The 24,216-nt window shown below is 65.3% G+C and carries 20 protein-coding genes and 1 riboswitch; of the genes, 10 read left to right on the plus strand and 10 right to left on the minus strand.

Going from position 1 to position 24,216, the window contains the following annotated elements:
* Nucleotides 1–233: 233 nt before the first annotated feature.
* The 3 genes from gcvP to gcvT are packed head-to-tail and all read right to left on the minus strand — an operon-like array spanning nucleotide 234 to nucleotide 4,650.
* Nucleotides 234–3,107 carry an aminomethyl-transferring glycine dehydrogenase gene (gene gcvP / locus RPC_RS07880; RefSeq protein WP_011472035.1) on the minus strand — a complete coding sequence of 958 codons (2,874 nt, stop codon included), beginning with the start codon at nucleotides 3,105–3,107 and terminating at the stop codon, nucleotides 234–236.
* A 16-nt stretch (nucleotides 3,108–3,123) separates the two neighbouring features.
* Nucleotides 3,124–3,489, minus strand: coding sequence for a glycine cleavage system protein GcvH (gene gcvH, locus RPC_RS07885; RefSeq protein ID WP_011472036.1), 366 nt, complete (start codon nucleotides 3,487–3,489; stop codon nucleotides 3,124–3,126).
* A 9-nt stretch (nucleotides 3,490–3,498) separates the two neighbouring features.
* A complete protein-coding gene (gcvT, locus tag RPC_RS07890; RefSeq protein WP_041802577.1) occupies nucleotides 3,499–4,650 on the minus strand; it encodes a glycine cleavage system aminomethyltransferase GcvT in 1,152 nt (383 codons plus the stop codon).
* Nucleotides 4,651–4,788: 138 nt separating this feature from the next.
* A riboswitch (glycine riboswitch) is annotated at nucleotides 4,789–4,879 on the minus strand.
* Between the two features lie 205 nt (nucleotides 4,880–5,084).
* Between gcvT and alaS the strand changes: the two genes are divergently transcribed.
* Nucleotides 5,085–7,757: an alanine--tRNA ligase gene (gene alaS, locus RPC_RS07895; RefSeq protein WP_011472038.1), complete on the plus strand. Its 2,673-nt coding sequence runs from the start codon at nucleotides 5,085–5,087 to the stop codon at nucleotides 7,755–7,757.
* 205 nt (nucleotides 7,758–7,962) lie between these two features.
* Here alaS and RPC_RS07900 read toward each other — a convergent pair whose 3' ends face one another.
* The gene (locus RPC_RS07900) at nucleotides 7,963–9,738 is read right to left on the minus strand and encodes a cation:proton antiporter (RefSeq protein WP_011472039.1); all 1,776 of its coding nucleotides are present in this window, start codon (nucleotides 9,736–9,738) and stop codon (nucleotides 7,963–7,965) included.
* Nucleotides 9,739–9,925: 187 nt separating this feature from the next.
* On the opposite strand from RPC_RS07900, the gene ybaL reads away from it, so the two are divergent.
* Both ybaL and RPC_RS07910 read left to right on the plus strand, forming a co-directional pair.
* The gene (gene ybaL, locus RPC_RS07905) at nucleotides 9,926–11,587 is read left to right on the plus strand and encodes a YbaL family putative K(+) efflux transporter (RefSeq protein WP_041802579.1); all 1,662 of its coding nucleotides are present in this window, start codon (nucleotides 9,926–9,928) and stop codon (nucleotides 11,585–11,587) included.
* A 359-nt stretch (nucleotides 11,588–11,946) separates the two neighbouring features.
* Complete coding sequence (locus RPC_RS07910) at nucleotides 11,947–12,987, plus strand: IS110 family transposase (protein WP_011471442.1); 1,041 nt, start codon at nucleotides 11,947–11,949, stop codon at nucleotides 12,985–12,987.
* A 367-nt stretch (nucleotides 12,988–13,354) separates the two neighbouring features.
* Here the strand turns inward: RPC_RS07910 and RPC_RS07915 are convergent, their stop codons facing one another.
* Both RPC_RS07915 and RPC_RS07920 read right to left on the minus strand, forming a co-directional pair.
* Entirely contained in the window at nucleotides 13,355–15,424 is a 2,070-nt protein-coding gene (locus tag RPC_RS07915) for a prolyl oligopeptidase family serine peptidase (RefSeq protein WP_011472041.1), read from the minus strand.
* 301 nt (nucleotides 15,425–15,725) lie between these two features.
* Complete coding sequence (locus RPC_RS07920) at nucleotides 15,726–16,949, minus strand: NADP-dependent isocitrate dehydrogenase (RefSeq protein WP_011472042.1); 1,224 nt, start codon at nucleotides 16,947–16,949, stop codon at nucleotides 15,726–15,728.
* Nucleotides 16,950–17,290: 341 nt separating this feature from the next.
* Here RPC_RS07920 and RPC_RS07925 point away from each other — a divergent pair, with 341 nt between their 5' ends.
* Nucleotides 17,291–18,523: a TrmJ/YjtD family RNA methyltransferase gene (locus RPC_RS07925; RefSeq protein WP_011472043.1), complete on the plus strand. Its 1,233-nt coding sequence runs from the start codon at nucleotides 17,291–17,293 to the stop codon at nucleotides 18,521–18,523.
* A 100-nt stretch (nucleotides 18,524–18,623) separates the two neighbouring features.
* Nucleotides 18,624–18,860, plus strand: a complete 237-nt coding sequence (locus RPC_RS07930) for an antitoxin (RefSeq protein WP_011472044.1) — start codon at nucleotides 18,624–18,626, stop codon at nucleotides 18,858–18,860.
* A 118-nt stretch (nucleotides 18,861–18,978) separates the two neighbouring features.
* Here the strand turns inward: RPC_RS07930 and RPC_RS07935 are convergent, their stop codons facing one another.
* A complete protein-coding gene (locus tag RPC_RS07935; protein ID WP_041801541.1) occupies nucleotides 18,979–19,755 on the minus strand; it encodes a hypothetical protein in 777 nt (258 codons plus the stop codon).
* Between the two features lie 366 nt (nucleotides 19,756–20,121).
* On the opposite strand from RPC_RS07935, the gene greA reads away from it, so the two are divergent.
* Nucleotides 20,122–20,604, plus strand: coding sequence for a transcription elongation factor GreA (gene greA / locus RPC_RS07940; RefSeq protein WP_011472046.1), 483 nt, complete (start codon nucleotides 20,122–20,124; stop codon nucleotides 20,602–20,604).
* A 62-nt stretch (nucleotides 20,605–20,666) separates the two neighbouring features.
* Here greA and RPC_RS07945 read toward each other — a convergent pair whose 3' ends face one another.
* The 3 genes from RPC_RS07945 to RPC_RS07955 form a co-directional block, all read right to left on the minus strand.
* On the minus strand, nucleotides 20,667–20,951 hold the full coding sequence (locus RPC_RS07945; RefSeq protein WP_011472047.1) for a helix-turn-helix domain-containing protein: 285 nt from the start codon (nucleotides 20,949–20,951) through the stop codon (nucleotides 20,667–20,669).
* Nucleotides 20,948–21,277 (minus strand): type II toxin-antitoxin system RelE/ParE family toxin, encoded by a 330-nt coding sequence (locus tag RPC_RS07950; protein WP_011472048.1) that lies wholly within the window; start codon nucleotides 21,275–21,277, stop codon nucleotides 20,948–20,950. The genes RPC_RS07945 and RPC_RS07950 overlap by 4 nt, the downstream gene beginning before the upstream one ends.
* A gap of 184 nt (nucleotides 21,278–21,461) precedes the next feature.
* Nucleotides 21,462–21,785: a DUF1476 domain-containing protein gene (locus RPC_RS07955; RefSeq protein ID WP_011472049.1), complete on the minus strand. Its 324-nt coding sequence runs from the start codon at nucleotides 21,783–21,785 to the stop codon at nucleotides 21,462–21,464.
* Nucleotides 21,786–22,086: 301 nt separating this feature from the next.
* Here RPC_RS07955 and purC point away from each other — a divergent pair, with 301 nt between their 5' ends.
* From purC to purQ, 4 genes are read left to right on the plus strand one after another with little or no spacing between them, the layout of a single operon-like run.
* Nucleotides 22,087–22,854, plus strand: coding sequence for a phosphoribosylaminoimidazolesuccinocarboxamide synthase (gene purC / locus RPC_RS07960; protein WP_011472050.1), 768 nt, complete (start codon nucleotides 22,087–22,089; stop codon nucleotides 22,852–22,854).
* An 8-nt stretch (nucleotides 22,855–22,862) separates the two neighbouring features.
* A complete protein-coding gene (gene purS, locus RPC_RS07965; protein ID WP_041801549.1) occupies nucleotides 22,863–23,105 on the plus strand; it encodes a phosphoribosylformylglycinamidine synthase subunit PurS in 243 nt (80 codons plus the stop codon).
* A 21-nt stretch (nucleotides 23,106–23,126) separates the two neighbouring features.
* Nucleotides 23,127–23,381 carry a hypothetical protein gene (locus RPC_RS07970; RefSeq protein ID WP_011472052.1) on the plus strand — a complete coding sequence of 85 codons (255 nt, stop codon included), beginning with the start codon at nucleotides 23,127–23,129 and terminating at the stop codon, nucleotides 23,379–23,381.
* Nucleotides 23,378–24,079 (plus strand): phosphoribosylformylglycinamidine synthase subunit PurQ, encoded by a 702-nt coding sequence (gene purQ / locus RPC_RS07975; protein ID WP_011472053.1) that lies wholly within the window; start codon nucleotides 23,378–23,380, stop codon nucleotides 24,077–24,079. Before RPC_RS07970 ends, purQ begins: the two co-directional genes overlap by 4 nt.
* The last annotated feature ends 137 nt before the right edge of the window (nucleotides 24,080–24,216 follow it).

The following is a 24,216-nucleotide window of genomic DNA, read 5'->3' on the forward strand; positions in this document are numbered from 1 at the left end:
CGCTGGACATGCGGTGGCGGGTAGCCAGGGCCAGGAGTTCAACGCGTCATGGCCGGGCTTGTCCCGGCCATCCACGCCCGCAAGCGGCGCGCTTGACGTGTCCGTAGATGGCCGGGACAAGCCCGGCCATGACGTGGAGAGGTGGGTCGTTTCCGACTGGCCTCCGCGCAGCGAAGCTCATCGCTCGCCGCCTCGCGCGCGGACTGCGCGCCGCCGTTCACTGCTGCCTCCGCTCACTCCGCCGCCAGCGCGTAGTCCTCGATCGGCGGGCAGGAGCACACCAGATTGCGGTCGCCATAGACGTTGTCGATGCGGCCGACCGGGCACCAGTATTTGTCGGTGCGGGTGGTGCCGGCGGGGAAGCAGCCCTCGTGCCTGGTATAGGGCCGCTTCCAGACCTCTTCGGCGATGTCGTGCACGGTGTGCGGGGCGTGGCGCAGCGGCGAGGTTTCCACGCTCCAGCGCCCGGCCTCGATCTCGGCGATCTCGCGCCGGATCGCGATCATGGCGTCGCAGAAACGGTCGATCTCGGCCTTGGATTCCGATTCGGTCGGCTCGATCATCAGCGTGCCCGGCACCGGGAAGCTCATGGTCGGCGCGTGGAAGCCGTAGTCGATCAGCCGCTTGGCGATGTCGTCGACGGTGACGCCGCTGGAGTTCTTCAGCGCGCGCGGATCGACGATGCATTCATGCGCGACGCGGCCGCGCTCGTTGCGATACAGCACCGGAAAATGCGGATCGAGCTTTGCCGCGATGTAGTTGGCGTTGAGGATCGCGACTTCGGTGGCGCGGCGCAGTCCTTCGCCGCCCATCATCAGGATGTAGATGTAGGAGATGGTCAGGATCGACGCCGAGCCGAACGGCGCCGCCGCCACCGCGCCGCCGGAGCGCGCCTCGTCGGTGCCGTCGAGCACCAGATGCCCGGGCAGGTACGGCGCCAGATGCGCCCGCACCCCGATCGGTCCCATGCCGGGGCCGCCGCCGCCATGCGGAATGCAGAACGTCTTGTGCAGGTTGAGATGGCTGACGTCGGCGCCGTATTTGCCGGGCTGCGCCAGCCCGACCTGGGCGTTGAGATTGGCGCCGTCGAGATAGACCTGGCCGCCATGGCCGTGGACGATGTCGCAGATCTCGCGGATGTGCTCTTCGAACACGCCGTGGGTCGACGGATAGGTGATCATCACCGCGGCGAGGTCGGCGCTGTGCTCGGCGGCCTTGGCGCGCAGATCCTCGACGTCGACGTCGCCGCGATTGTTGCAGGCGACCACCACCACGTCCATGCCCGCCATGCTGGCGGAGGCCGGGTTGGTGCCGTGCGCCGAGGACGGGATCAGGCAGACCTTGCGATGCGATTCGCCGCGCGCGGCGTGATAGTGCCGGATCGCCAGCATCCCGGCATATTCGCCCTGCGCGCCGGAATTCGGCTGCAGCGACACCGCGTCGTAGCCGGTGATGTCGGCGAGCCAGGCTTCCAGCTTGGCGAACAGCGCGTGATAGCCCGCGGCCTGCTGGCGCGGCGCGAACGGGTGCAGGCTGGCGAACGCCGGCCAGGTCAGCGGCATCATCTCGGTGGTGGCGTTCAGCTTCATGGTGCAGGAGCCGAGCGGGATCATGGCGCGGTCGAGCGCGAGGTCGCGGTCGCTCAATTTGCGCATGTAGCGCAGCAGCTCGGTCTCCGAGCGATAGGCCTGGAATACGTCCTGGGTCATGAAACTCGAAGTGCGCTTCAACGCCGGATGCAGCGTGTCGCGCATTTCCGGCTCGACCTCGCGATAGTTCAGCGTGCCGCCGAACGCCCGCCACACCGCTTCCACAACGGCCGGCGTGGTGGTCTCGTCGAGCGCGATGCCGAGCGTGCCGTCGCCGATCCGCAGATTGATCCGTTCATTCAGCGCGCGCGCCACGATCTCGCTCTGCCGGGCGCCGACCTCCACGGTCAGCGTGTCGAAGAACGATTCATTGTGCGGCGGCAAGCCGAGCTTGCGTAAGCCTGCGGCCAACACCGCGGCGCGCCGGTGCACGCGGCGGGCGATTTCGGAGAGCCCGTCGGGGCCGTGATACACCGCATACATCGCGGCGATCACCGCCAGCAGCACCTGCGCGGTGCAGATGTTGGAGGTGGCCTTCTCGCGGCGGATGTGCTGCTCGCGGGTCTGCAGCGCCAGCCGATAGGCCGGCTGGCCGTGCACGTCGATCGACTGCCCGACCAGGCGGCCGGGCAGCGCGCGTTTCAAGCTGTCGCGCACCGCCATGAAGGCGGCGTGCGGCCCGCCGTAGCCCATCGGCACGCCGAAGCGCTGCGCCGAACCGATCGCGATGTCGGCGCCGAGATCGCCCGGCGAGGCCAACAGCGTCAGCGCCAACAGGTCGGCGGCGATGATGGCGAGCCCGCCCTTGGCGCGCAATGCGGCGATCATCGGCCGCGGATCGCGCACCGCGCCGGACGTGCCGGGATATTGGATCAGCGCGCCGAACACGTCGGCCTTCTGCAGATCGTGCACCGGGTCGCCGACGATCAGCGTCCAGCCGAGCGGCTCGGCGCGGGTGCGTAGCACTTCAAGCGTCTGCGGATGCACTTCGCGGTCGACGAAGAACGCCTTGGTTTTCTTGTGCGCGCTGCGCTCCGCCAAGGCCATCGCTTCCGCAGCGGCAGTGGCCTCGTCGAGCAGCGAGGCGTTGGCGACGTCGAGCCCGGTGAGATCGCAGATCATGGTCTGGTAGTTGAACAAGGCTTCCAGCCGGCCCTGGCTGATCTCCGGCTGATACGGCGTATAGGCGGTGTACCAGGCCGGATTCTCCAGAATGTTGCGCTGGATCACCGCCGGCAGGATGGTGCCGGAATAGCCTTGGCCGATCAGCGAGGTGAACACCTCGTTGCGGCAGGCCAACTCGGCCATATGCGCCAGCGCCTCGGTCTCGGTCAGAGGCTGGCCGAGGTCGAGCGGCGCGCGCTGCCGGATCGCCGCCGGCAGCGTCTGGTCGACCAAAGCCTCCAGACTCTCGGCCCCCACCACGCGCAGCATGCCGCGGATGTCCTGCGGCGACGGCCCGATGTGGCGGCGGGCGAAACCGGTGGCGATGTCCTCGGACTGGCGGTGGGCGGTCATCGAGATCTCCTCCTCGTCAAGCGGTGTGGGCGGAGTAGGCGGCTTCGTCCAGCAATCCGTCGAGTTCGGTTTTGTCGGCGATCTTCAGCTTGAAAAACCAGGCGGCGCCGCCGGCGTCGGAATTGACCAGTGCCGGGTCGGTCTGCAGCGTGTCGTTGATTTCGAGCACTTCGCCGCTGATCGGCGCGTAGACGTCGGAAGCGGCCTTGACCGATTCCACCACCGCGGCGGCTTCGGCCTTCTTCAATTGCCGGCCGATCTTCGGCAGTTCGACGAACACCACGTCGCCGAGCTGGGACTGCGCATAATCGGTGACGCCGATGGTGGCGACGTCGCCCTCGATGCGCAGCCATTCGTGATCGGGGGTAAACAGGGTGGTCATCATCGGTCCTTAACGCTTGTAGCTGGTCGGAATGAAAGGGGTGGCGCAGACCCGCAGCGGCAGCCGCTGGCCACGCAGTTCGGCAAAGATCACGGCATCGTGACGAGCCTGTGGCGTCGGCAGATAACCCATCGCCAACGGGCCGCCGAGGCTCGGCCCGAACCCGCCCGAGCTGATCGTGCCGATCGAATCGGTGGCGCTGTCGTCGCCGAACAGCGGCGCGCCCTCGCGCACCGGGGCGCGGCCGTCCGGCCGCAGTCCGACGCGGCGGCGCGGCGCGCCGGTTTCCAATTGGTCCAAAATCACCGCGGCGCCGGCAAAACCGCCCGGCCGCGGGCCGCCGTTGCGGCGGCTTTTTTGGATTGACCACTCCAGCGCCGCTTCGACCGGCGTGGTGCTGGCGTCGATGTCGTGACCGTAAAGGCAGAGCCCGGCCTCGAGCCGCAGGCTGTCGCGGGCGCCAAGTCCGATCGGCAGCACCTCGGGATCGTCGAGCAGCGCTTCGGCCAGCGCCACGGCGCCGTCGGCCGGCACCGAGATCTCATAGCCGTCCTCGCCGGTGTAGCCGGAGCGCGACACCAAGCAGTCCAACCCCATCACGGTGAGCGGGGCGGTGTCCATGAAGCGCAACGTGTCGACCTGGCTACAGAGCCTGCTGAGCGCGGCTTCGGCGTGAGGGCCTTGCAGCGCCAGCAGCGCCCGGTCGGGCCGGGAGACGATGTCGCAGACGTCGGACAGCCCATCGCGCAGATGCGCCTCGTCGGCGGCCTTGCAGGCGGCGTTCACCACCAGAAACAGATGGCGGCCGGAATTCGCCACCATCAGGTCGTCGAGAATGCCGCCTTGCTCATTGGTGAACTGGGCGTAGCGCTGCCGCCCCGGTGCGATCGCCAGAATATCCTGCGGCACCAGCCGTTCCAGCGCCCGCGCGGCATCGGCGACATGGCCGGATTTGGCCCGCAGTTCGAGCTGTCCCATGTGCGAGACGTCGAACAGCCCGGCCTTGGCGCGGGTATGGAGATGCTCCTTGAGCACGCCGGTGGGGTATTGCACCGGCATCTCGTAGCCCGCAAACGGTACCATCTTGCCGCCAAGCGACAGGTGCAGCGCGTGCAGCGGGGTCCGCTGCAGGGGGGCCGTTTGATCGTTCTGTGCCAGCATCATGGGGCCCTCGCGGTTCCCGAGACCAATTTCTCGTCAACCCGCCGAGCCCCATCTGTCGCTGTGCCTGAGAGCATTATCCCGTCGGCGGATTTCGCCGGAATCGCGATGATTCGGCGCAATCTCTTTCCAGATGTCATCAACCGCGTGGTCCGTTTGCCTGAGAGTTTCCGGGGCGGTTGCTCCTTCGGCGCCGGCCTTGCGGCCGATCTCTCCCGACGCGACTTACTCTTAACAGCTAGGGAGCAAATACAGCTTGCGCAAGGCTGTCAACGCACCAGCGGCACCTATCAACGGGTCTCTGCGTTCTGCGGCAAGCCTCTGATCTGTGGTCCAGTTTCTGGACAGCGCGCAGCCTCGCGTCTAAAAGCAGGGCCCCGGGGAAGGATCGGGCTGCGGCGGCGCGGCCGGATCCCGGATGCGATTGGACGGACATGAGCGGCGTAAACGAAATCAGATCGGCATTTCTGAATTATTTCGGCAAGGATGGGCACGAGATCGTGCCGTCGTCCCCGTTGGTGCCGCGCAACGATCCGACCTTGATGTTCACCAATGCCGGCATGGTGCAGTTCAAGAACGTCTTCACCGGGGTGGAGAAGCGCGCCAACCACCGCGCCACCACCTCGCAGAAATGCGTCCGCGCCGGCGGCAAGCACAACGACCTCGACAATGTCGGCTACACCGCGCGGCATCACACCTTCTTCGAGATGTTGGGTAATTTTTCGTTCGGCGATTACTTCAAAGACCACGCCATCGAACTCGCCTGGAACCTGATCACCAAGGAATTCGGCCTGCCCAAGGAGCGGCTGCTGGTCACGGTGTTCTCCGAGGACGACGAGGCGTTCGCGCTGTGGAAGAAGATCGCCGGCTTGCCGGACTCCAAGATCATCCGGATCCCGACCTCGGACAATTTCTGGCAGATGGGCGACACCGGCCCCTGCGGGCCGTGTTCGGAAATCTTCTTTGACCACGGCGATCACATTCCTGGCGGCCCGCCCGGCTCGCCCGAAGAAGACGGCGACCGCTTCATCGAGATCTGGAATCTGGTGTTCATGCAGTTCGACCAGATCGCGCCGGGGCAACGCAACCCGCTGCCGAAGCCGTCGATCGACACCGGGATGGGCTTGGAGCGCATCGCCGCGGTGCTGCAGGGCAAGCACGACAATTACGACATCGATCTGTTCCAGGCGCTGATCCGCGCCATCGCCGAACTGACCGGCGCCGATCCGAAGGGCGAGCACAAGGCCTCGCTGCGGGTGATCGCCGATCACTTGCGCGCCTCGTCGTTCCTGATCGCCGACGGCGTGCTGCCGTCGAACGAAGGCCGCGGCTACGTGCTGCGCCGGATCATGCGGCGCGCGATGCGCCACGGCCAATTGCTCGGTGCCACCGAGCCGCTGATGTGGCGCCTGGTGTGGGCCTTGGTGCGCGAGATGGGGCAGGCCTATCCGGAGCTGGTGCGCGCCGAGCCGATGATCGAGGAGACGCTGCGGCTGGAAGAAACCCGGTTTCGCAAGACGCTGGATCGCGGCCTGATCATTCTCGACGAGAAGAGCAGCACGCTGAAGAAAGGCGACATGTTCGACGGCGAGACCGCGTTCACGCTGTACGACACCTATGGCTTTCCGCTGGATCTCACCCAGGACGCGCTGCGCAACCGCGGCATCAGCGTCGACATCGCCTCGTTCACCGATGCGATGGACCGCCAGCGCGCCAAGGCGCGGGCGTCGTGGGCGGGGTCGGGCGACACCGCTACCGAAACCGTGTGGTTCGGCCTGCGCGAACAGCTCGGCGCCACTGAATTCCTCGGCTACGAGACCGAGACCGCCGAAGGCGTGGTCGCGGCCTTGGTGAAGGACGGCCAAAAGGTCGATCAGCTCAAGGTCGGCGAGGCCGGCGCGATCGTGCTCAACCAAACCCCGTTCTACGCCGAATCCGGCGGCCAGGTCGGCGACACCGGGGTGATGACCGGCGAGGGCGTGCGGTTCCGCGTCACCGAGACCCAGAAGAAGGCGCACGATCTGTTCGTGCATCTCGGCACCGTGGAGCAGGGCACGCTGACGCCTGACACCGCGCTGTTGCTCGAGGTCGATCACACCCGCCGCTCCTCGATCCGCGCCAATCACTCCGCCACCCATTTGTTGCACGAGGCGCTGCGCCAGGTGCTCGGCGATCACATCGCGCAGAAGGGCTCGCTGGTGGCCGAGGATCGACTGCGGTTCGATTTCGTGCATCAGAAGCCGATCAGCGCCGACGAATTGCGCCGGGTCGAGGACATCGCCAACGAGGTGGTGCTGGAGAACGACGAAGTCACCACACGGCTGATGGCGGTTGACGACGCCCGCGAGGCCGGCGCGCGTGCGCTGTTCGGCGAGAAATACGGCGACGAAGTCCGTGTCGTGACCATGGGCAAGTCGGCGCGCCAGCACGGCAGCAACGCGCTCGGCTGGTCGGTGGAATTGTGCGGCGGCACCCATGTGCGGCGCACCGGCGATATCGGGCTGATCTCGATCACCGGCGAAAGCGCGGTGGCCTCCGGGGTGCGCCGGATCGAGGCGTTGACCGGCCGCTTCGCGCGGCAGAGCGCCAACGCGGCGATCGACACCGCGAAAGCCACCGCCGCCGAACTGCGCACCTCGGTCGACGACATGCCGGCGCGGGTCGCGGCCCTGATGGACGAGCGCAAGAAGCTCGAGCGCGAATTGGCCGAGGCCCGGAAGAAGCTGGCGATGGGCGGCGGTGGTGCTGCGGCCGCCAATGGCGAGGCCGGCGTCCGCGAGGTCGGCGGCGTCAAGCTGTTGGCGCGCGCGGTCGAGGGCATCGAGATCAAGGACCTGAAGAGCCTGGTCGATCAGGGCAAGAAGCAGCTCGGCTCCGGCGTGATCGCGCTGGTCGCCACCAGCGCCGACGGCAAGGGCTCGATCGTGGTCGGCGTCACGCCGGATCTGGTCGCCCGGTTCTCTGCGGTCGATCTGGTACGCAAGGCCTCGGAAGTGCTGGGCGGCAAGGGCGGCGGCGGCAAGCCCGATATGGCGCAGGCCGGCGGCCCGGACGGCTCCAAGGCGCAGGCCGCGCTCGACGCCATTGCCGAAGCGATCGGCGGATAACCTCAACGCGAGGCGTGGACGGCGTCCTGTGCCCCGGACGCTGCGCAGCGCGCCGCACTTGCGGCGTGGTGCGCTGCAGATCCGGGGCCGTTACGGACCGCAGCGCTTGCAACGGTCCCGGCTCGCCTCGCAGCGCTACGCGCTGCTCGACGTCCGGGACACGATGCTTCAGCGCCGCAGCGGACTAATCCGTGTCGCGGCCGTCTCAATCCGTCACGCGGCCTTCGCGCAGCGGCTTTTTGCGCAGGTCGCGCTCGTCGTGGATGATCGCGATCACCTTGCCCATCGGCAGGCCCAACGTCTGCAGCACCGTCGAGGCGATTTCGAAGCTGGCCTCCAGCACCTCGCGCACCACCTCGCTGGCGCCGAGCTGGAACAGCCGCACCGCGTGGGCGGCGTCGCGGGCCCGCACGATCACCGGAATGTCGGCGCGGTCGGCGCGGATCGCCGCCACGGCGTTTTCCGCGGCCGCCGGATCGTGCATCGTCACCACCACCGCGGGCGCCTCGGCGAGACCGCATTGGCGCAGGAACGCGCGCGAGGTGGCGTCGCCATAGACCAGGTTGCGGCCGATCTCGCGGCCTCTGGCCACCACGTCGGGGTCGCGCTCGATGGCGATGAACGGCTTGCCTTGCTTGGCTAGGATGTCGCAGATGATGCGGCCGACCCGGCCATGGCCGATCACGATGGTGCGGCCGGGCTCGATCGGACCGGGATCGTCGAAGCCGTCGGTGATGGCCGCCGCGCGGCGCGCCTGCACCCCGACGTGGCGGCCGAGCCGGGCCAGAAACGGCGTCAGCATCATGGTGCCGGACGCCACCAGCAGCATGAATTGTTCGACGTCGGGCCTCAAGAGCCCGCTGGAGCCCGCCATGCCGAGCACCAGGAAGGCGAATTCGCCGCCGCCGGCGAGCAGCAGCCCGGCCTCGAGCGCGACCGACCAGGACAGTTTGAAGGCGCGCGCCAGCAGCGCGATCACCAAGGCCTTCAGCACCGCCATGCCAACCACCGAGGTAGCCAGCAGCAGCGGCGTGCGCGACACTTCGGAAAGGTCGATCCGCATCCCGACCGAGATGAAGAACAGCCCGAGCAGCATGCCCTTGAACGGCTCGATGTCGACCTCGACCTGACGGCGGAATTCGGTTTCCGACAGCAAGAGGCCGGCGAGGAAGGCGCCGAGCGCCATCGACAGCCCGGCGAAATGCGTCAGCAGCGAGGTGCCGACCACGATGAACAGGATCGTCGCCATGAACAATTCGCGGCTGTGGGTGCGCGCCACCAGCCGGAACAGCGGCCGCAACAGCAAGCGGCCGACGCCGACGATCAGCACGATCGCGCCGACGGCCTGCAGCAGCGCCAGGGCGAGCCCGGCGGAGACCGATGAGGCGGTGACGCTTCCCCCGCCGCCTTCGGCGACGGCGCCGCCGAACACCACGATCAGGAACAGGATCGGCACCACCGCCAGATCCTGCGCCAGCAGCACGGCGAAGATCGAGCGCCCGGCGACCGACGACAGCCGGCGCTGCTCGGCCAGCAATTGCAGCACGATCGCGGTGGAGGACAGCGCCAGGCAGGCGCCGATCACCAGGCTGGCATCGAGCGTGTTGCCGAACGCCAAAGTCACCGCGCCAATCGCCGCGGTGGTCAGCACCACCTGCAGCATGCCGAAGCCGAACACCAGCCGGCGCATCGTCCACAGCCGGTCGAACGACAGCTGCAATCCGATGCTGAACAACAGAAACGCCACCCCGAGTTCGGCCAAGCGGTCGACCGCGCTCTGCGAGGTGATGGCGATCAGGCCGAGCCATGACCAGGTCTCGTCGAGCCCGCCGAGGCTATGCGGCCCGAGCACCAGCCCCGCGACCAGGAAGCCGAGCACCGGGCTGATGCGCAACCGTGCCATCAGCGGGATCACAACCCCCGCCGTGCCCAGAAACACCAATGCTTCGCGATAAACCCCGAGATCGGTTGCGGCCGCCATGCAACCTATCAATCACGATATCGCGATTCCCGCGAGCGACTGGATCAAAACCGCGACCGCTGCGGCGATAAATCGCGTTGCGGATCGGCGGGCCGCGATGGTTCCATGACATTGCACGGCGGCCATGCGGCTATCGGTAGCCGCCGACAGGCTGGCCCGTCGCCGCGACATCAAGCACAACGGCGCGATGGAGCACAACACCCCCCTGATATCCACCGTCGTGGTCGGCCTCGTGCTGGCGTTCATTCTCGGTCTTGCGGCGCATCGCATCCGGATTTCGCCGCTGGTCGGCTATCTCGTTGCCGGCGTGCTGATGGGGCCGTTCACGCCGGGATATGTCGCCAACCAGAATATCGCCAGCGAACTCGCCGAGATCGGCATTATCTTGTTGATGTTCGGTGTCGGCCTGCATTTCTCGCTGAAGGATCTTTTGGCGGTGAAGGCGATCGCGATTCCCGGCGCGGTGGTGCAGATCGCGGTGGCGACGCTGCTCGGCACAGGCCTCGGTTGGCTGTTGGGTTGGCCGATCGGCGGCGGTCTGGTGTTCGGACTGGCGCTGTCGGTGGCCAGCACCGTGGTGCTGCTGCGCGCCTTGCAGGACCGCAGGCTGGTGGACAGCGAGCGCGGCCGGATCGCGATCGGCTGGCTGATCGTGGAAGATCTGGCGATGGTGCTGACGCTGGTGCTGCTGCCGGCGCTGGCCGGGCTTCTGAAGGGCGACACCGGCGACGGCGCGAGCTGGACCGCGGTGGCGCTGCCGGTGGCGATCACGCTCGGCAAGGTCGCGGCCTTCGTGGCGTTCATGCTGATCGTCGGCCGCCGGGTGATCCCGTGGCTGTTGCATTACGTCGCGCATACCGGCTCGCGCGAGCTGTTTCGCCTCGCGGTGTTCGCGATCTCGCTCGGCGTCGCGTTCGGCGCGGCGATGTTGTTCGACGTGTCGTTCGCGCTCGGCGCGTTCTTCGCCGGCATGATCCTGTCGGAGTCCGAGCTCAGCCAGCGCGCCGCCAACGAGACGCTGCCGCTGCGCGATGCTTTCGCGGTGCTGTTCTTCGTCTCGGTCGGCATGCTGGTCGATCCCTCCATCATCATCCGCGATCCGCTGCCGCTGTTCGCCACCGTGCTGATCATCATCTTCGGCAAATCGCTGGCGGCGTTCGCGATCGTCCGCGCCTTCGGGCATCCGACGCGGACCGCGCTGACGATCTCGGCGTCGCTGGCGCAGATCGGCGAATTCTCCTTCATCCTGGTCAGCCTCGGCGTCGCACTCGGGCTGCTGCCGGATCGCGGCCGCGATCTGGTGCTGGCGGGGGCGATCATCTCGATCATGCTGAATCCCTTGTTCTTCGCGCTGCTCGATCGCTTCGTCGCCGTCACCGACGGCAAGTCACCGGCCACGACCGAGCCGCCGTCTGACGCGCAGCCCGGGCCGCCGGGCGGCCATGTGGTGCTGGTCGGCCACGGCCGGGTCGGCGGCGTGGTCAGCGCGGCGTTGCGGGCCGAGGGGCTCGGCGTCGTGGTCATCGAAGACGATCCGGACGAGGTGGCCCGGCTGCAGCAGCAGGGGCTCACCGCGTTCAGCGGCAATGCGGCGGCGTCGGACCTGCTGCAAGCCGCCGACGTCGCCCACGCCCGCGGGCTGCTGATCGCAATCCCGGACGGCTACGAAGGCGGCCAGATCGTCGCCCAGGCGCGGGCGCTGAACGCCACGCTGACGATCGTCGCCCGCGCCCATTCCGAGGAAGAGGTCGCGCATCTCAAGCACAACGGCGCCGACGTGGTGATCATGGGCGAGGACGAAATCGCCCGCGCCATGGTGGCGCGGATCGGCGCTGCGGCGACGGGGTGAGCCTGGTTCCTGTGACCGCCATGGAGAATCGTCATTCTTCGGCGCGATTAGCTTTAGCCGTGCCCCGGACGCAGCGCACTACGCCGTGCTTGCGGCGTGGTGCGCTGCAGAGCTGGGGCCGTTGCGGATGCTGGCTTTGAGACGCTCCCGGCTCGCCGCGCAGCGCAAGTGCGCTGCTCGGCGTCCGGGACACGCGCTGCATTATAACGAGGCTGTCATTCCGGGGCGCGAGCAGCGTCAGCTGCGAGTGAGCCCGGAATCCATAACCCCTGCAGGGGTTATGATGGTGTGGACGGCCCCCTACGGCATCGCTTTGTGCCAGAATGAGGTTGTCGCAAACTCAAACATGGGAGCCGTCCATGGAGCAGATTATCCGCATTGGGATGGATACGTCGAAGCATTTTTTCCAGCTGCACGGGGTCGATGCCGCCGAGAAGCCGGTGCTGCGCAAGAAGCTGCGGCGCAAGGAGATGCTGGCGTTCTTCGCCAAGCTGCCGCCGACGCCGATCGGGATCGAGGCCTGCGGTGCGGCGCACTACCTGGCGCGGGAGCTGGGCAAACTCGGCCACGTGGTGAAGCTGTTGGCGCCGCAGCACGTCAAGCCTTACGTCAAGCGCAACAAGAACGACGGGCGCGACGCCGAGGCGTTGTGCGAGGCGATGAGCCGGCCGACGATGGAGTTCGTGCCGGTGAAGACCGCGGAGCAGCAGGCGGCGCTGATGCTGATGGGACTGCGGCAGCAGCTGATCGCAAGGCGTACCCAGCTGAGCAATGCGATTCGCGGTTATGCCGCGGAATTCGGCCTGATCTCGCCGAGAGGTCTCGACAAGATCGAGCCGCTGCTGTTGCGGATCGCGCAGGACGACACCGTGCCGACGCTGGCGCGCGAGCTGTTCGCGCTGCAGGGCCAGGACTACGCGCGACTGCAGAATGAGCTGAAGGTGATCGACGCCAAGCTGTTGGCCTGGCATCGCGCCGACGCCTGCAGCCGGCGGCTGGCGCAGATTCCCGGAGTAGGACCGATCGGCGCCAGTGCGCTGGTGATGAAAACGCCGGTGCCGCAGACCTTCGCCTCGGCCAGGGCCTTTGCGGCCTGGCTCGGCTTGACGCCGAAGGATCATTCCACCGCCGGCAAGCTTCGGCTCGGCACCATCACCCGCGCCGGCGATGAACTGCTACGCAGCCTGTTGGTGGCGGGAGCGACCGCGGTGATCCAGCAGGTGCGCCGTGGCCGCGGCCGGGCGTCGCCGTGGTTGCTGGCGCTGCTGGCGCGCAAGCCGCCCAAGCTCGCGGCGGTAGCGCTCGCCAACAAGATCGCCCGGATCGCCTGGAAGCTGATGCTGACCGGAGAAAATTACGACGGCGCGCGGATGCTGAACGCATCGCCGCACGCCGCCTGAGAGATCGGCCGGCAGGCATTCGCCCGCCGGCCGGGCCGGAGCTGCAAGAGGAGACAGATGGCGCGATCGATCGATCCGAGAGGCGAGACAGTCCGTGGAATCCATTGGCACGTAAAGGTCGTGACTATGTGTGGAGCTCGCGTCGCGGAAACCATCTTGGCCAGCGGTCCAAAGCGACCGCATCAACAGGCCGGACATATGGATGCAAGCGATCCGATCCGACATCAAAAACTCTTGTGGCTCGGGGGCCGTCCACATATGGATTCCGGACTTGCTCGTTCTTCGAACTCGCAATCCGGAATGACGGCTTCCTTCTTAGTTCTTCCTTCTTAGTTGCGCGCGTCGGCCAACGAAAAACGCTACGCGCTCACCCCTTGCAGATCGTGCTGCGCAGAAACGCAAAGCCGAGCGCCTGGCTTTGCGCCTGCTTGGTGTTGTCGACCGCGCCGGAATGGCCGCCGGCGACGGTCTCGTTGAACCACACCGGCTGACCCAGTGCCGAAAGCCGCGCCGCCATCTTGCGGGCGTGGCCGGGATGCACGCGATCGTCGGTGCGGTTGGTGGTGATGAAGATCGGCGGATAGGTCTTCGCGGCGCTGGCCAGATGATACGGCGAGTACTTTTGGATGAACGCCCACTCCTCGGGATTTTCCGGATCGCCATATTCGGCGATCCAGCTCTGTCCCGCGAGCAGCTTGGTGTAGCGCGCCATGTCGAGCAGCGGCACGCTGCACCACACCGCGCCGAACAATTCCGGATAGCGCGTCAGCATGGTGCCGACCAACAAGCCGCCGTTGCTGCCGCCGTGACACGCGAGCTTTTGCGCGGTGGTGACGCCTGAGGCAGCGAGGTCGCGCGCCACCGCGGCGAAATCGTCATGCGCGACGTGCTTGGTGGCCTTGCGCGAGGCGAGATGCCAGCTTGGGCCGAATTCGCCGCCGCCGCGGATATTCGCCACTGCGTAGAGGTTTCCTTGCTCCAGCCACAGCTTGCCGACGATGCCCATGTAGGCCGGCGTCAGCGACACTTCGAAGCCGCCATAACCATACAGAATCGTCGGCCGCGGCGGCCCGCCGGCCGAAAGATTCTTGCCGATCAGGAAGTACGGAATCTTGGTGCCGTCGGCGGCGATCGCGTGACGCTGCGCGACCTCGATGCCGGTGGAGTCGAACGACGCCGGCGCGCGCTTCAACAGCTGCGGCGCGCCTTCGCCGTTCCATAGCGCCGTGGTGGTCGGCCGGTCGAAGCCGGTGACCGTCAGCACGATTTCGCTGCCGAGCGCCGGCTCGTCTTCGCCGCCGAAATTTTCCGCATAGATCGAGGCATTGTCTGGCAGATCGGGCAGCGCGCGCATGGCCCAACCCTTGTTGCCGCGGCTGGCGAGTTCGAGCCGGCCGCGGACGTCGTCGAGGATCTGCAGCACCACGCCGTGGCGGGTTTCCAGCCAGGATTGCAGCGAGCGGGTCGGCGTCGGCTGAAACACGATTGCGAAATCGCGGCTACCTTCAAGAAAGCGATCCAGCGCGATCACCGCCAGCGCGCCGGCGACGATGGTGTTGTCGCCGACGCGCCAGTCCTGCTTCGGGCTGACGAATAGATCGCTGGCCTCCAGCGAGATCGACACCTGCTCTGGCAGCTCCAGCCGTAGCCGCTGCCCGGCGAACGCGCCGTGCTGCGGCTCGACGAAAATCTGCGACCGGGTGAAATCCAGCGCCCGCCAATAGGCGACGGCTTCGTGCGTCGGCCTTCGGTTGACGCCGAACCAGGCGGCGACGTCCTGCTTCTCAACCTCGAACACGACTTCGGCGTCGCTGAGCGGCGTGCCGCGGCGCCATTTGCGCACCAGCCGGGCGTAGCCGGCCGCGGTGCTGTCGTCGGCGTTCAGCGCGCTGCCGAACAGGATGGTGTCGCCGTCGAGCCAGTCGGCGCGGGTTTTGGCCTGCGGAATTTGGAAGCCGCCGTCGACGAAGCGCTTGGTCGCAAGATCGAACTCGCGCAGCTCGACGGCGTCGGTGCCGTTGAACGACAGGCTGACCAGCGCGCGGGACTTATCCGGCGAACGGGCCGCGCCGGCAAACGCCCAGGAGATTCCCTCTCGCTCGTTCAGCGCGTCGATGTCGAGCAGGATCTCCCACTCCGGCGCGGCGCTGCGATAGGATGCAAGCGTGGTGCGCCGCCACAGCCCGCGCGGATGGGCTTCGTCCTTCCAGAAATTGTACAAATGATCCCCGGATTTGCTGACGAACGGGATGCGGTCGTCGGCATTGAGGATTTTTAGCGCGGCGTCGAAATCCGCCGCGTAGGCGGCATCGCGCAATTGCGCATCGGTGCGCGCATTCTGCGCCGCGACCCATTGAACCGCGCGCTCGCCCTCGATCTCTTCGAGCCACAGAAATTCGTCGCCGGCGCCATCGGCCGGATTGCTGCGCGCATTCATCAAGGGTTGTCCTTAAAGCAAAAGCCCGGGCGCATGGCCCGGGCTTTCAGATAATGCGTTTGCCAGCCGACGCAAACCGCGCCGGCGTGCGTTTGCAGTCGGGCTCGACAAGCCGCGATCGCGATCAGGCAATTCGCCCAACCCGTCATGGCCGGGCTTGTCCCGGCCATCCACGGCAACATCGACGGCCTTGCCTGTAGGCGTGGATGGCCGCGACGAGCGCGGCCATGACGCGGAGAGGGTGGTGCGTCGGCGAGACGTTGCCAGCGTGGAAAGGCTGGCTGGACGTCCCGCCGTGCGATCACGCCGCGGCGGGCGCCATCGCGGCGGTGAGGTTTTCCGCGACCTTGTCGAGGAAGCCCTCGGTCGACAGCCAGCGCTGGTCGGCGCCGACCAACAGCGCCAGATCCTTGGTCATGTAGCCGGCTTCCACCGTCTCGACGCAGACCCGCTCCAGCGTCTTGGAGAACTTCGCCAGTTCGTCATTGTTGTCGAGCTTGGCGCGGTGGGCGAGGCCTTGCGTCCAGGCGAAGATCGACGCGATGGAGTTGGTCGAGGTCGCCTTGCCCTTCTGGTGCTCGCGGTAGTGCCTTGTCACCGTGCCGTGCGCGGCCTCGGCTTCCACCACCTGGCCGTCGGGCGTCAGCAGCACCGAGGTCATCAGTCCAAGCGAGCCGTAGCCCTGCGCCACGGTGTCGGACTGCACGTCGCCGTCGTAGTTCTTGCAGGCCCAGACGTAGCCGCCGGACCATTTCAGCGCCGAGGCCACCATGTCGTCGATCAAGCGGTGCTCGTAGGTCAGCCCCTTGGCCTCAAAGTCCTTCTTGAAATCCGAATTGTAGATTTCTTCGAAGATGTCTTTGAAGCGGCCGTCATAGACCTTCATGATGGTGTTCTTGGTCGACAGATACACCGGATAGCCGCGGTTCAGGCCGTAGGTCAGCGAGGCTCTCGCGAAATCGCGGATCGAATCGTCGAGGTTGTACATCGCCATCGCGACGCCGGCGCCGGGCGCCTGGAACACCTCGCGCTCGATCACGGTGCCGTCCTCGCCGACGAACTTCATCGTCAGCGTGCCCTTGCCGGGAAACTTGATGTCGGTGGCGCGGTACTGATCGCCGTAGGCATGGCGGCCGATGATGATCGGCTTGGTCCAGCCCGGCACCAGGCGGGGCACGTTCTTGCAGATGATCGGCTCGCGGAAGATCACGCCGCCCAAAATGTTGCGGATGGTGCCGTTCGGCGATTTCCACATCTGCTTGAGGCCGAATTCCTTCACCCGGGCTTCGTCCGGGGTGATGGTGGCGCATTTGACGCCGACGCCGACCTGCTTGATGGCGTTCGCCGCCTCGATGGTGACCTGATCGTCGGTCTTGTCGCGGTGCTCCATCCCGAGGTCGAAATACATCAGGTCAATGTCAAGGAACGGGGTGATCAGCTTGTCCTTGATGTATTGCCAGATGATCCTGGTCATCTCGTCGCCGTCGAGTTCGACGACGGGGTTGGTCACCTTGATTTTCGCCATGCGGGATCGGGCCTCTTTGAGACAGCGCGTGTCGGGGGGCGGGATGGGGCAGATTGCCGCTGCCGCTATAGCACCGGGCTGCCCGCGCTGGAAGGCGATGCAGCGGGCAGCGCTGCGGAATTCCGCGGCAGCCGGGGATTGCCCCAGGCCCGGTCGCCCGGCGGCGCGCCGCCGCGGCGGGGAAGCGCCAAGTTCGCCGCAACCGCATTATTTGCTTGAGAAATCGCCGGCGAATTGGCAACCCGTGCAGCGCGGCGGCCGGCCGCGGTCCGCTGCCCGCCCGCCCAACCGCACCGCGGCAGCGGCGCCGGCCCACTCAGCCATTTCAGAAAGTCACGCAGATGTCCGGCTCCGGAACCGACAAGAGCAAAGCCAAAGCCGATCTGACCGGGCCGGTGGTGATTCTGGTCGAGCCGCAGCTCGGCGAGAACATCGGCATGTGCGCCCGGGCGATGGGCAATTTCGGGCTGACCAGGCTGCGCATCGTCAAGCCGCGCGACGGCTGGCCCAACGTCCATGCCAGGCGCGCGGCGTCGGGCGCCGATTACATCCTCGACGCAGTGGAATTGTTCGAAACCGTGGAGCAGGCGGTCGCCGGCTGCTCGCTGTTGTTCGCCACCACCGCGCGCGCCCACGATCAGGCCAAGCCGGTGCGCGCGCCGGAGGAAGCGGCGCGGGAGATTTTTGCTGAGGTCGGGCAGGGCGGCGAGGTCGGCATCATGTTCGGCCGCGAACGTTATGGGCTGGAGAACGACGAGGTGGCGCTGGCCAACCGCATCGTCACCTTTCCGGTCAATCCGGGCTTCGCCTCGCTCAATCTGGCGCAGGCCGTGCTGCTGATGGGCTACGAATGGTTCAAGCTCGCCACCGCAAACGCGCTGCCGTTCGCGATGCCGGAGCGAAGCGAGCGCGCATCGCAGCACCAGATGCAGGCGTTCTTCGACAATCTGGTCGGCGAGCTCGACAAGGTGGAGTTTTTGCGCCCGGCCGAGAAGCGCGACACCATGCTGGTCAACCTGCGCAACATCTTCACCCGGATGGAGCCGACCAAGCAGGACATGCACACGCTGCACGGCGTGGTGATGGCGATCGCCGAGGGCCGCAAGGGCCCGGCCAAGGGCGGCGTGCTCGACGGCGAACAGGCCACAAGGCTGCGCGCGCTGCTGGCCGAACACGGCCAGGGCGCGCTGCCGCATGAAAGCGGCACCGTGCGCGGGCTGGCGCGGCTATTACGCCGCAACCCCACCGACGCCGAACGGATCATGTGGCAGGCGCTGCGCACCGACCGCCGCTTCGCCGGGCAGTTCAAGCGGCAGACCCCGGTCGGCCGCCACATCCCGGATTTCGTCTCCTTCGCCCAACGCATCGCCATCGAGCTGATCAATCCCGACGAGACCGACGTGATCCGCACCGACCGCGCCTCGCGCCAAACCTGGCTCGAGGAACGCGGCTACCGCGTGGTGGCGATCGTCGCCGATGAGGTGACGGGCGACGTGGGTGTGCCGCTCGTGGCGCTGGAGCAGGCGATGGCGGGCGCGCAGGGGGCGAGTGGCGAGGGGGTAAGTCGCGAGTAGCGAATGGCGAATAAGAAGTTCTATTCGCCATTCGCCTCGTCCATCCCTTGTCGGCCCACGGCCCCCGGCCTATGTTCCTTGCATAGGTCAGGAGGTGCTTATGTCCGACCCGAGGCACGTCAAATTGTTTCGCAACGGCCGCAACCAGGCGGTCCGCATCCCGGTGGATTTCGAGTTGCCGGGGGATGAAGCCCTCATGCACCGCGACGGCGACCGGCTGGTGATTGAGCCGTTGCGCAAGCGCGGCTTGGTCGCCCTGCTGCAATCGATGACGCCGCTCGAGGAGGAATTCCCGCAGATCGACGATCCGGTCGGAATTCGCCGGATGAGCATGTAGCCCGGATGAGCGAAGCGACATCCGGGTGTTCGCAGATCGTCCCGCATATTGCTGCGCTCATGCGGGCTATTTACTAGCTCATTGATGCGTTTCCCGCTACTTGCTGTGCAGTTAGGGGCTAAGCTTGAACGGTGGGAGCTCTCAGTTTCGCGATTCGTTCTGGGTGATCTTCCTCGACGCGACGTATGACCTCCAAATGTTGCTTTAGAAGAGCGTCAGTTATGAGCCAATATCGGAACTTCGGACTTACCGCCTGAGCAATCTGCAGGGGGATGGATATACAAAGTATAATGATCGTGAGGGCGCCTGCGAATAACAGAGCTGTAACGATCATCGGAAACTGTGCAACGGCTGCTGCAAATGTGTTCGCGACATCCTCGCTTTCATTACTAAATATGTTGAGCTTCTTGTTGTCGTGCACGGCAGAAATGTTAGCTGGCACCGAATAGGGCCAACCCGAAACGACTGCATACACCACCGACGTTTCCATCGGGTCAATGGGCTGGAGCTTGATGCGCCTTCCCATCACCGCTCGTTTGGGGTCTAGGGAGGCCGTCGAGTAAAGGATTGAATCATCCCTGGCGATGAGCTCGACTTCCTTCGATCTTACATTGCTGAAATTTCGAAACGTAATGACAGCAACACGCGAAAATTTTTCAGCGCGGAAAGGCAGAGCAGAGGCCGCGAAGCCAGTGACGACGCTCACCGCCTTCTCCAAATCTGCTAGCTGTCTTGAATCTGCACCATAAAAGGGATTCGGCGTCTCGACGAATTTCATATCGGCTGTGACGTAGCTTATTTCTTGTGCGGAGATGTATTGCCAAGCGACGGTCCCTATACCGCCGATAATCATCAAGAGAAGCGGTATAACTAGCCGCTCAATCCAAGCCGACATCATTTACCCCACACTAGTTTGACCGCGCCTGTAGACCCTAGGCCTTCGCAGTCTCCACACGGCCTCTTGGTTTCCCGGTGGAGATCGCTTCGATGAATACGAAGAGTTTCACATAATCTTTGAATTGGTCTGGCAGTAGGCAGCTCGGATCTGCACAACGGAGTTTGGTCGCTCAAGCAACAAATGTCCCAAGGCAGCAACTGTAGCCTAGCGAGATCGAGATTCACGACGCAATAAGACTCCCGGATATCGCTTCGCTCATCCGGGCTACGGGCTACGGGCCGTTATAGTTGCCCGGCAACATTGCCCCATCCACCCCACCCCCTATATTTACCAACACCTCTTTCCTCACCCCCGGAGCCCCCATTGTCCGTCGCCTTTACCAAGGAAGACAGTGCCGAGACGGCGTCGGAGACGATGCTGCCGGATCGGCCGATTTCACCGCATCCCAATTGGGTCACCGCGGCGGGGTTAAAGGCGCTGCAGGATCAGCTCGACGCGGCGCGCACTGGCGTCGAGGCGGCGCAGGCGATTGCAGATGTGAATGAGCGGCGCCGGCAGGAGGCCGGGCCGTTGCGCGATGCGCGCTATCTGGCGGCCCGGGTGCGGACCGCGGAGTTGATGCCCGTGCCCTCGTCGAGCGATATCGTGGCGTTCGGTTCGACGGTGACGTTCCGGCGCGGCGACGGCCGGGTGCAGAGCTTCCGCATCGTCGGTGAGGACGAGGCCGACCCCAAGGCTGGCTCGATTTCCTTCGTCTCGCCGGTGGCGCGGCTGTTGCTGCGCAAGAGCGTCGGCGACGTGGTCGGCTCGGGCGCTCAGGAACTGGAGATCATCGCCATCGCGTAGCGGGGCAGGCGGGCCGCGCTATGGCCCCGGATATCGCTGCGCCAGGCCGCAGCGCGCATTGATCACGCCGCCGGTTTGACCACGCGCCATTCCACGGTGAGGCCGGCGCCCGTCGCAAGCATCATCAACGCGTCCAAGCTGAACTTGTCGATACGACCGCGTAGCAAGTCGTTCATCCGCGGCTGGGTGACGCCGAGGCGCTTGGCCGCTTCGGCCTGGGTCAGTTGCCAGCTGTCGACAACGTCGCGAATAGCGATCAACAGCCCGGACCGGGCTTTCATATTGGCGGCCTCGGCCGGCGAATTCTCCAGGGCATCCCAGACGCTGTCGAAAATTTGTTCGGTCATTGTCGTTCTCTTCGCGTCAGCTCTTTGAAACGCGCGGTGGCGAGATCGATGTCGCGTTTCGATGTCGCCTCGGTCTTCTTTTGAAAAGCATGCAGCACGTAAACGGCGTCTGCGAGCGTGGCGATATAGATCACGCGAAAGGCGCCGGATGCATCTCGCACCCGGATTTCCCGCACGGCTGCGCCGATGGTTTTCATCGGCCTCCAGTCGTCCGGATCAAGACCACGCTGCAGGCGGTCGATCTGGAAACCCACCGCGCGGCGCGCGTCGTCAGGAAATAATCGCACCGCGTCGAGGGAATCTCCGATGAAGACGACCGGCTTCATGGGACCGATTATATCGATTTCGATATAGGTCGTCCAGCGCGGTAATCAGCCGGTGCAAAGTGGCGACAACGGACAGCGAGTGCGCCCGAAATTCAGCGCGGCTGTCGATGCTTTCGTGTATGGCCGGGACGAGCCCGGCCAAGACGTGGAGAGGTCGAGGAAAAATCCCGAGACGGCGTGCGCTTTAAGTCCCGGCTTTCACCTGCGCCACCGCCTGGGCGAAGAATTCGTCGAGCTTCAGCCGCAGTTCCGGCTCGGTGAGGAAGATGCCGCGGCCTTCGAGGTCGGCGGTCACCTTGCGAATCACGTCGGCGTCGCCGGCTTCTTCGAGGTCCGCGATCACCACTTCCTTGGCATAGGCCGCGGCGTCGTCGCCCTTCAGACCGAGCTTTTCCGCCACCCACAACCCCAGGAGCTTGTCGCGGCGCGCCTCCGCCTTGAACTTCTGCTCCTCGTCCAGCGCATACTTTCGTTCGAAACCTTCTTCGCGCTTGTCAAATGTCGTCATAATCCTGGTTCCGATCTTTAAGCCGGCGGCGCAAAAGGCCGTACATTTGCGGTTGAGGAGTTGGCTGCCTAGATAACCAGGGCGAGCGGTTAAGACAACTGCCGGAAAGTCGCAACGCCGGACGTAAAACTTAAGGCCCGTTGTCCTGATCGATTGTGCTGCATGGCTCAATCGGCTAGGTTGCCCTCAGGCAAGGTTCTCGTTCTGTTTCCCTGGCCTTCCCGGCAGCTCCGCCGCGGGTCGCATCTGTCATACGGAGCTCACCAACTCCATGGATTTCAACAACACACGGTACATCCCCATGAGCCGTCGACGTCGCATTTATGAAGGCAAGGGGAAGGTTCTTTACGAAGGACCGGAGCCCGGCACCCTGATTCAACACTTCAAGGATGACGCGACCGCGTTCAATGCCAAGAAACACCAGGTGATCGAGGGCAAGGGCGTCCTCAACAACCGGATTTCCGAGTTTCTGTTTCAGCATCTGAACGATATCGGGGTACCGACCCACTTCATCCGCCGGCTCAACATGCGCGAACAGCTGATTCGCGAAGTCGAGATCGTGCCGCTCGAGGTGGTGGTGCGCAACGTCGCCGCGGGCTCTTTGTCGCAGCGGCTCGGCATCGAGGAAGGCACCCAGCTGCCGCGCTCGATCATCGAATTCTATTACAAAAACGACCAGTTGAACGACCCGATGGTCTCCGAAGAGCACATCACCGCGTTCGGCTGGGCGACGCCGCAGGAAATCGACGACATCATGGCGCTGGCCATCAGGGTTAACGATTTCCTCACCGGGCTGTTTCTCGGCATCGGCATCCGGCTGGTCGATTTCAAGATGGAATGCGGCCGGCTGTTCGAAAACGACATGATGCGAATCATCGTCGCCGACGAGATCTCGCCGGACTCCTGCCGGCTGTGGGACATCAAGTCGAACGAGAAGCTCGACAAGGACCGCTTCCGCCGCGATCTCGGCGGCGTGCTGGAGGCCTACACCGAAGTCGCCAAGCGGCTCGGCATTCTGATGGAAAACGAACGGCCGGCGGGCTCCGGTCCGGTGCTGGTCAAGGGCTGAGGTTGGTCGTGAAAGCGCGTGTCACCGTTACATTGAAGACCGGCATCCTCGATCCGCAAGGCAAGGCGATCGAGGGTGCTTTGAAATCGCTCGGCGTCGCCGGCATCGCCAGCGTCCGCCAGGGCAAGGTGTTCGACATCGAACTCGCCGGCGCCGATCCCGCACAGGCTGAGGCCGCCTTGAAGGACGCCGCCGACAGACTGTTGGCCAACACCGTGATCGAGAATTACAATATCGAGGTGAGGCGGTAGTTTCGTTCCGGGAGCGCCATTATGGCCGAGATCAGCGCTGATTTGGTTTACGAAGTGTTGAAAGCGGTGCAACGCGACATTGCGCAGATCAAAGGAGAGATCAGCGAGGTAAAGCTTGATATGCAGGGATTGCGTCTCTCCCACAATGGCATTCGCCAGGAAATCATCGCCGTCCACACCGAACTGGCCGGCATCCACACCACCCTCATCCGCCACGATCAGCAGCTTGATCGCATCGAGCGGCGGCTTGAAATCAACGAAGCACCGGCTTTATGAAATCCGCCATCCTCGTTTTCCCCGGTATCAATCGCGAGCGCGACATGGCGCGGGCGCTGCAGCTCGCCTCCGGCTCCGAGCCCGCGATGGTATGGCACGCAGACACCGAACTGCCGAAGGGCACCGACCTCGTGGTGGTGCCGGGCGGCTTTTCCTATGGCGATTACTTGCGCTGCGGCGCGATCGCGGCGCGCGCGCCGGTGATGGACGCGGTGCGCAAATTCGCCAGTGACGGCGGGCTGGTGCTCGGGGTCTGCAACGGCTTCCAAATCCTGTGCGAGTCGGGGCTGTTGCCGGGCGTCTTGATGCGCAACGCGCGCTTAAAATTCATCTGCCACGACGTGCATCTGCGGGTCGAGCGCTCCGATACGCCGTTCACCCGCGGCTACAATGCCGGCCAGGTGATCCGCGTCCCGGTGGCGCATGGCGAGGGCAATTACGAAGCCGACGAAGAGACGCTGCAGCGGCTCGAGGGCGATGGCCGGGTGCTGTATCGCTATTGCTCGGCGAGCGGCGAAGTCGGCGAGGCGCACAACATCAACGGCGCCGCGGCCTCGATCGCCGGCATCGTCTCCGAGCGCGGCAACGTGCTCGGCATGATGCCGCATCCGGAGAACCACGTCGAAGCCATCATGGGCTGCACCGATGGCCGCGGCCTGTTCGCCGGCCTGGTCGAGCACCTCGCCAAGGCGGCGTAAGCGCAGCTCGCAGCGGTCGACCCCCAAGCCTTGTCTTCGGATACGACCGAGAGGTACCAACAAAAAAGGCACCGCCTAAGCAGTGCCTTAATTTGGTAAGTCGGGAATCCGTCATTCCGAAGAATAACTGCCGATTT

The sequence above is a fragment of the Rhodopseudomonas palustris BisB18 genome, from assembly GCF_000013745.1.
Taxonomy (GTDB): domain Bacteria; phylum Pseudomonadota; class Alphaproteobacteria; order Rhizobiales; family Xanthobacteraceae; genus Rhodopseudomonas_A; species Rhodopseudomonas_A palustris_F.

What these genes read in the sequence shown, in the direction of transcription:
- gcvP (WP_011472035.1), bottom strand. Translation starts at nt 3,107, where the DNA reads ATGACCGCCCACCGCCAGTCCGAGGACATCGCCACCGGTTTCGCCCGC.
- gcvH (WP_011472036.1), bottom strand. Translation starts at nt 3,489, where the DNA reads ATGACCACCCTGTTTACCCCCGATCACGAATGGCTGCGCATCGAGGGC.
- gcvT (WP_041802577.1), bottom strand. Translation starts at nt 4,650, where the DNA reads ATGCTGGCACAGAACGATCAAACGGCCCCCCTGCAGCGGACCCCGCTG.
- alaS (WP_011472038.1), top strand. Translation starts at nt 5,085, where the DNA reads ATGAGCGGCGTAAACGAAATCAGATCGGCATTTCTGAATTATTTCGGC.
- RPC_RS07900 (WP_011472039.1), bottom strand. Translation starts at nt 9,738, where the DNA reads ATGGCGGCCGCAACCGATCTCGGGGTTTATCGCGAAGCATTGGTGTTT.
- ybaL (WP_041802579.1), top strand. Translation starts at nt 9,926, where the DNA reads ATGGAGCACAACACCCCCCTGATATCCACCGTCGTGGTCGGCCTCGTG.
- RPC_RS07910 (WP_011471442.1), top strand. Translation starts at nt 11,947, where the DNA reads ATGGAGCAGATTATCCGCATTGGGATGGATACGTCGAAGCATTTTTTC.
- RPC_RS07915 (WP_011472041.1), bottom strand. Translation starts at nt 15,424, where the DNA reads ATGAATGCGCGCAGCAATCCGGCCGATGGCGCCGGCGACGAATTTCTG.
- RPC_RS07920 (WP_011472042.1), bottom strand. Translation starts at nt 16,949, where the DNA reads ATGGCGAAAATCAAGGTGACCAACCCCGTCGTCGAACTCGACGGCGAC.
- RPC_RS07925 (WP_011472043.1), top strand. Translation starts at nt 17,291, where the DNA reads ATGTCCGGCTCCGGAACCGACAAGAGCAAAGCCAAAGCCGATCTGACC.
- RPC_RS07930 (WP_011472044.1), top strand. Translation starts at nt 18,624, where the DNA reads ATGTCCGACCCGAGGCACGTCAAATTGTTTCGCAACGGCCGCAACCAG.
- RPC_RS07935 (WP_041801541.1), bottom strand. Translation starts at nt 19,755, where the DNA reads ATGTCGGCTTGGATTGAGCGGCTAGTTATACCGCTTCTCTTGATGATT.
- RPC_RS07945 (WP_011472047.1), bottom strand. Translation starts at nt 20,951, where the DNA reads ATGACCGAACAAATTTTCGACAGCGTCTGGGATGCCCTGGAGAATTCG.
- RPC_RS07950 (WP_011472048.1), bottom strand. Translation starts at nt 21,277, where the DNA reads ATGAAGCCGGTCGTCTTCATCGGAGATTCCCTCGACGCGGTGCGATTA.
- RPC_RS07955 (WP_011472049.1), bottom strand. Translation starts at nt 21,785, where the DNA reads ATGACGACATTTGACAAGCGCGAAGAAGGTTTCGAACGAAAGTATGCG.
- purC (WP_011472050.1), top strand. Translation starts at nt 22,087, where the DNA reads ATGAGCCGTCGACGTCGCATTTATGAAGGCAAGGGGAAGGTTCTTTAC.
- RPC_RS07970 (WP_011472052.1), top strand. Translation starts at nt 23,127, where the DNA reads ATGGCCGAGATCAGCGCTGATTTGGTTTACGAAGTGTTGAAAGCGGTG.
- purQ (WP_011472053.1), top strand. Translation starts at nt 23,378, where the DNA reads ATGAAATCCGCCATCCTCGTTTTCCCCGGTATCAATCGCGAGCGCGAC.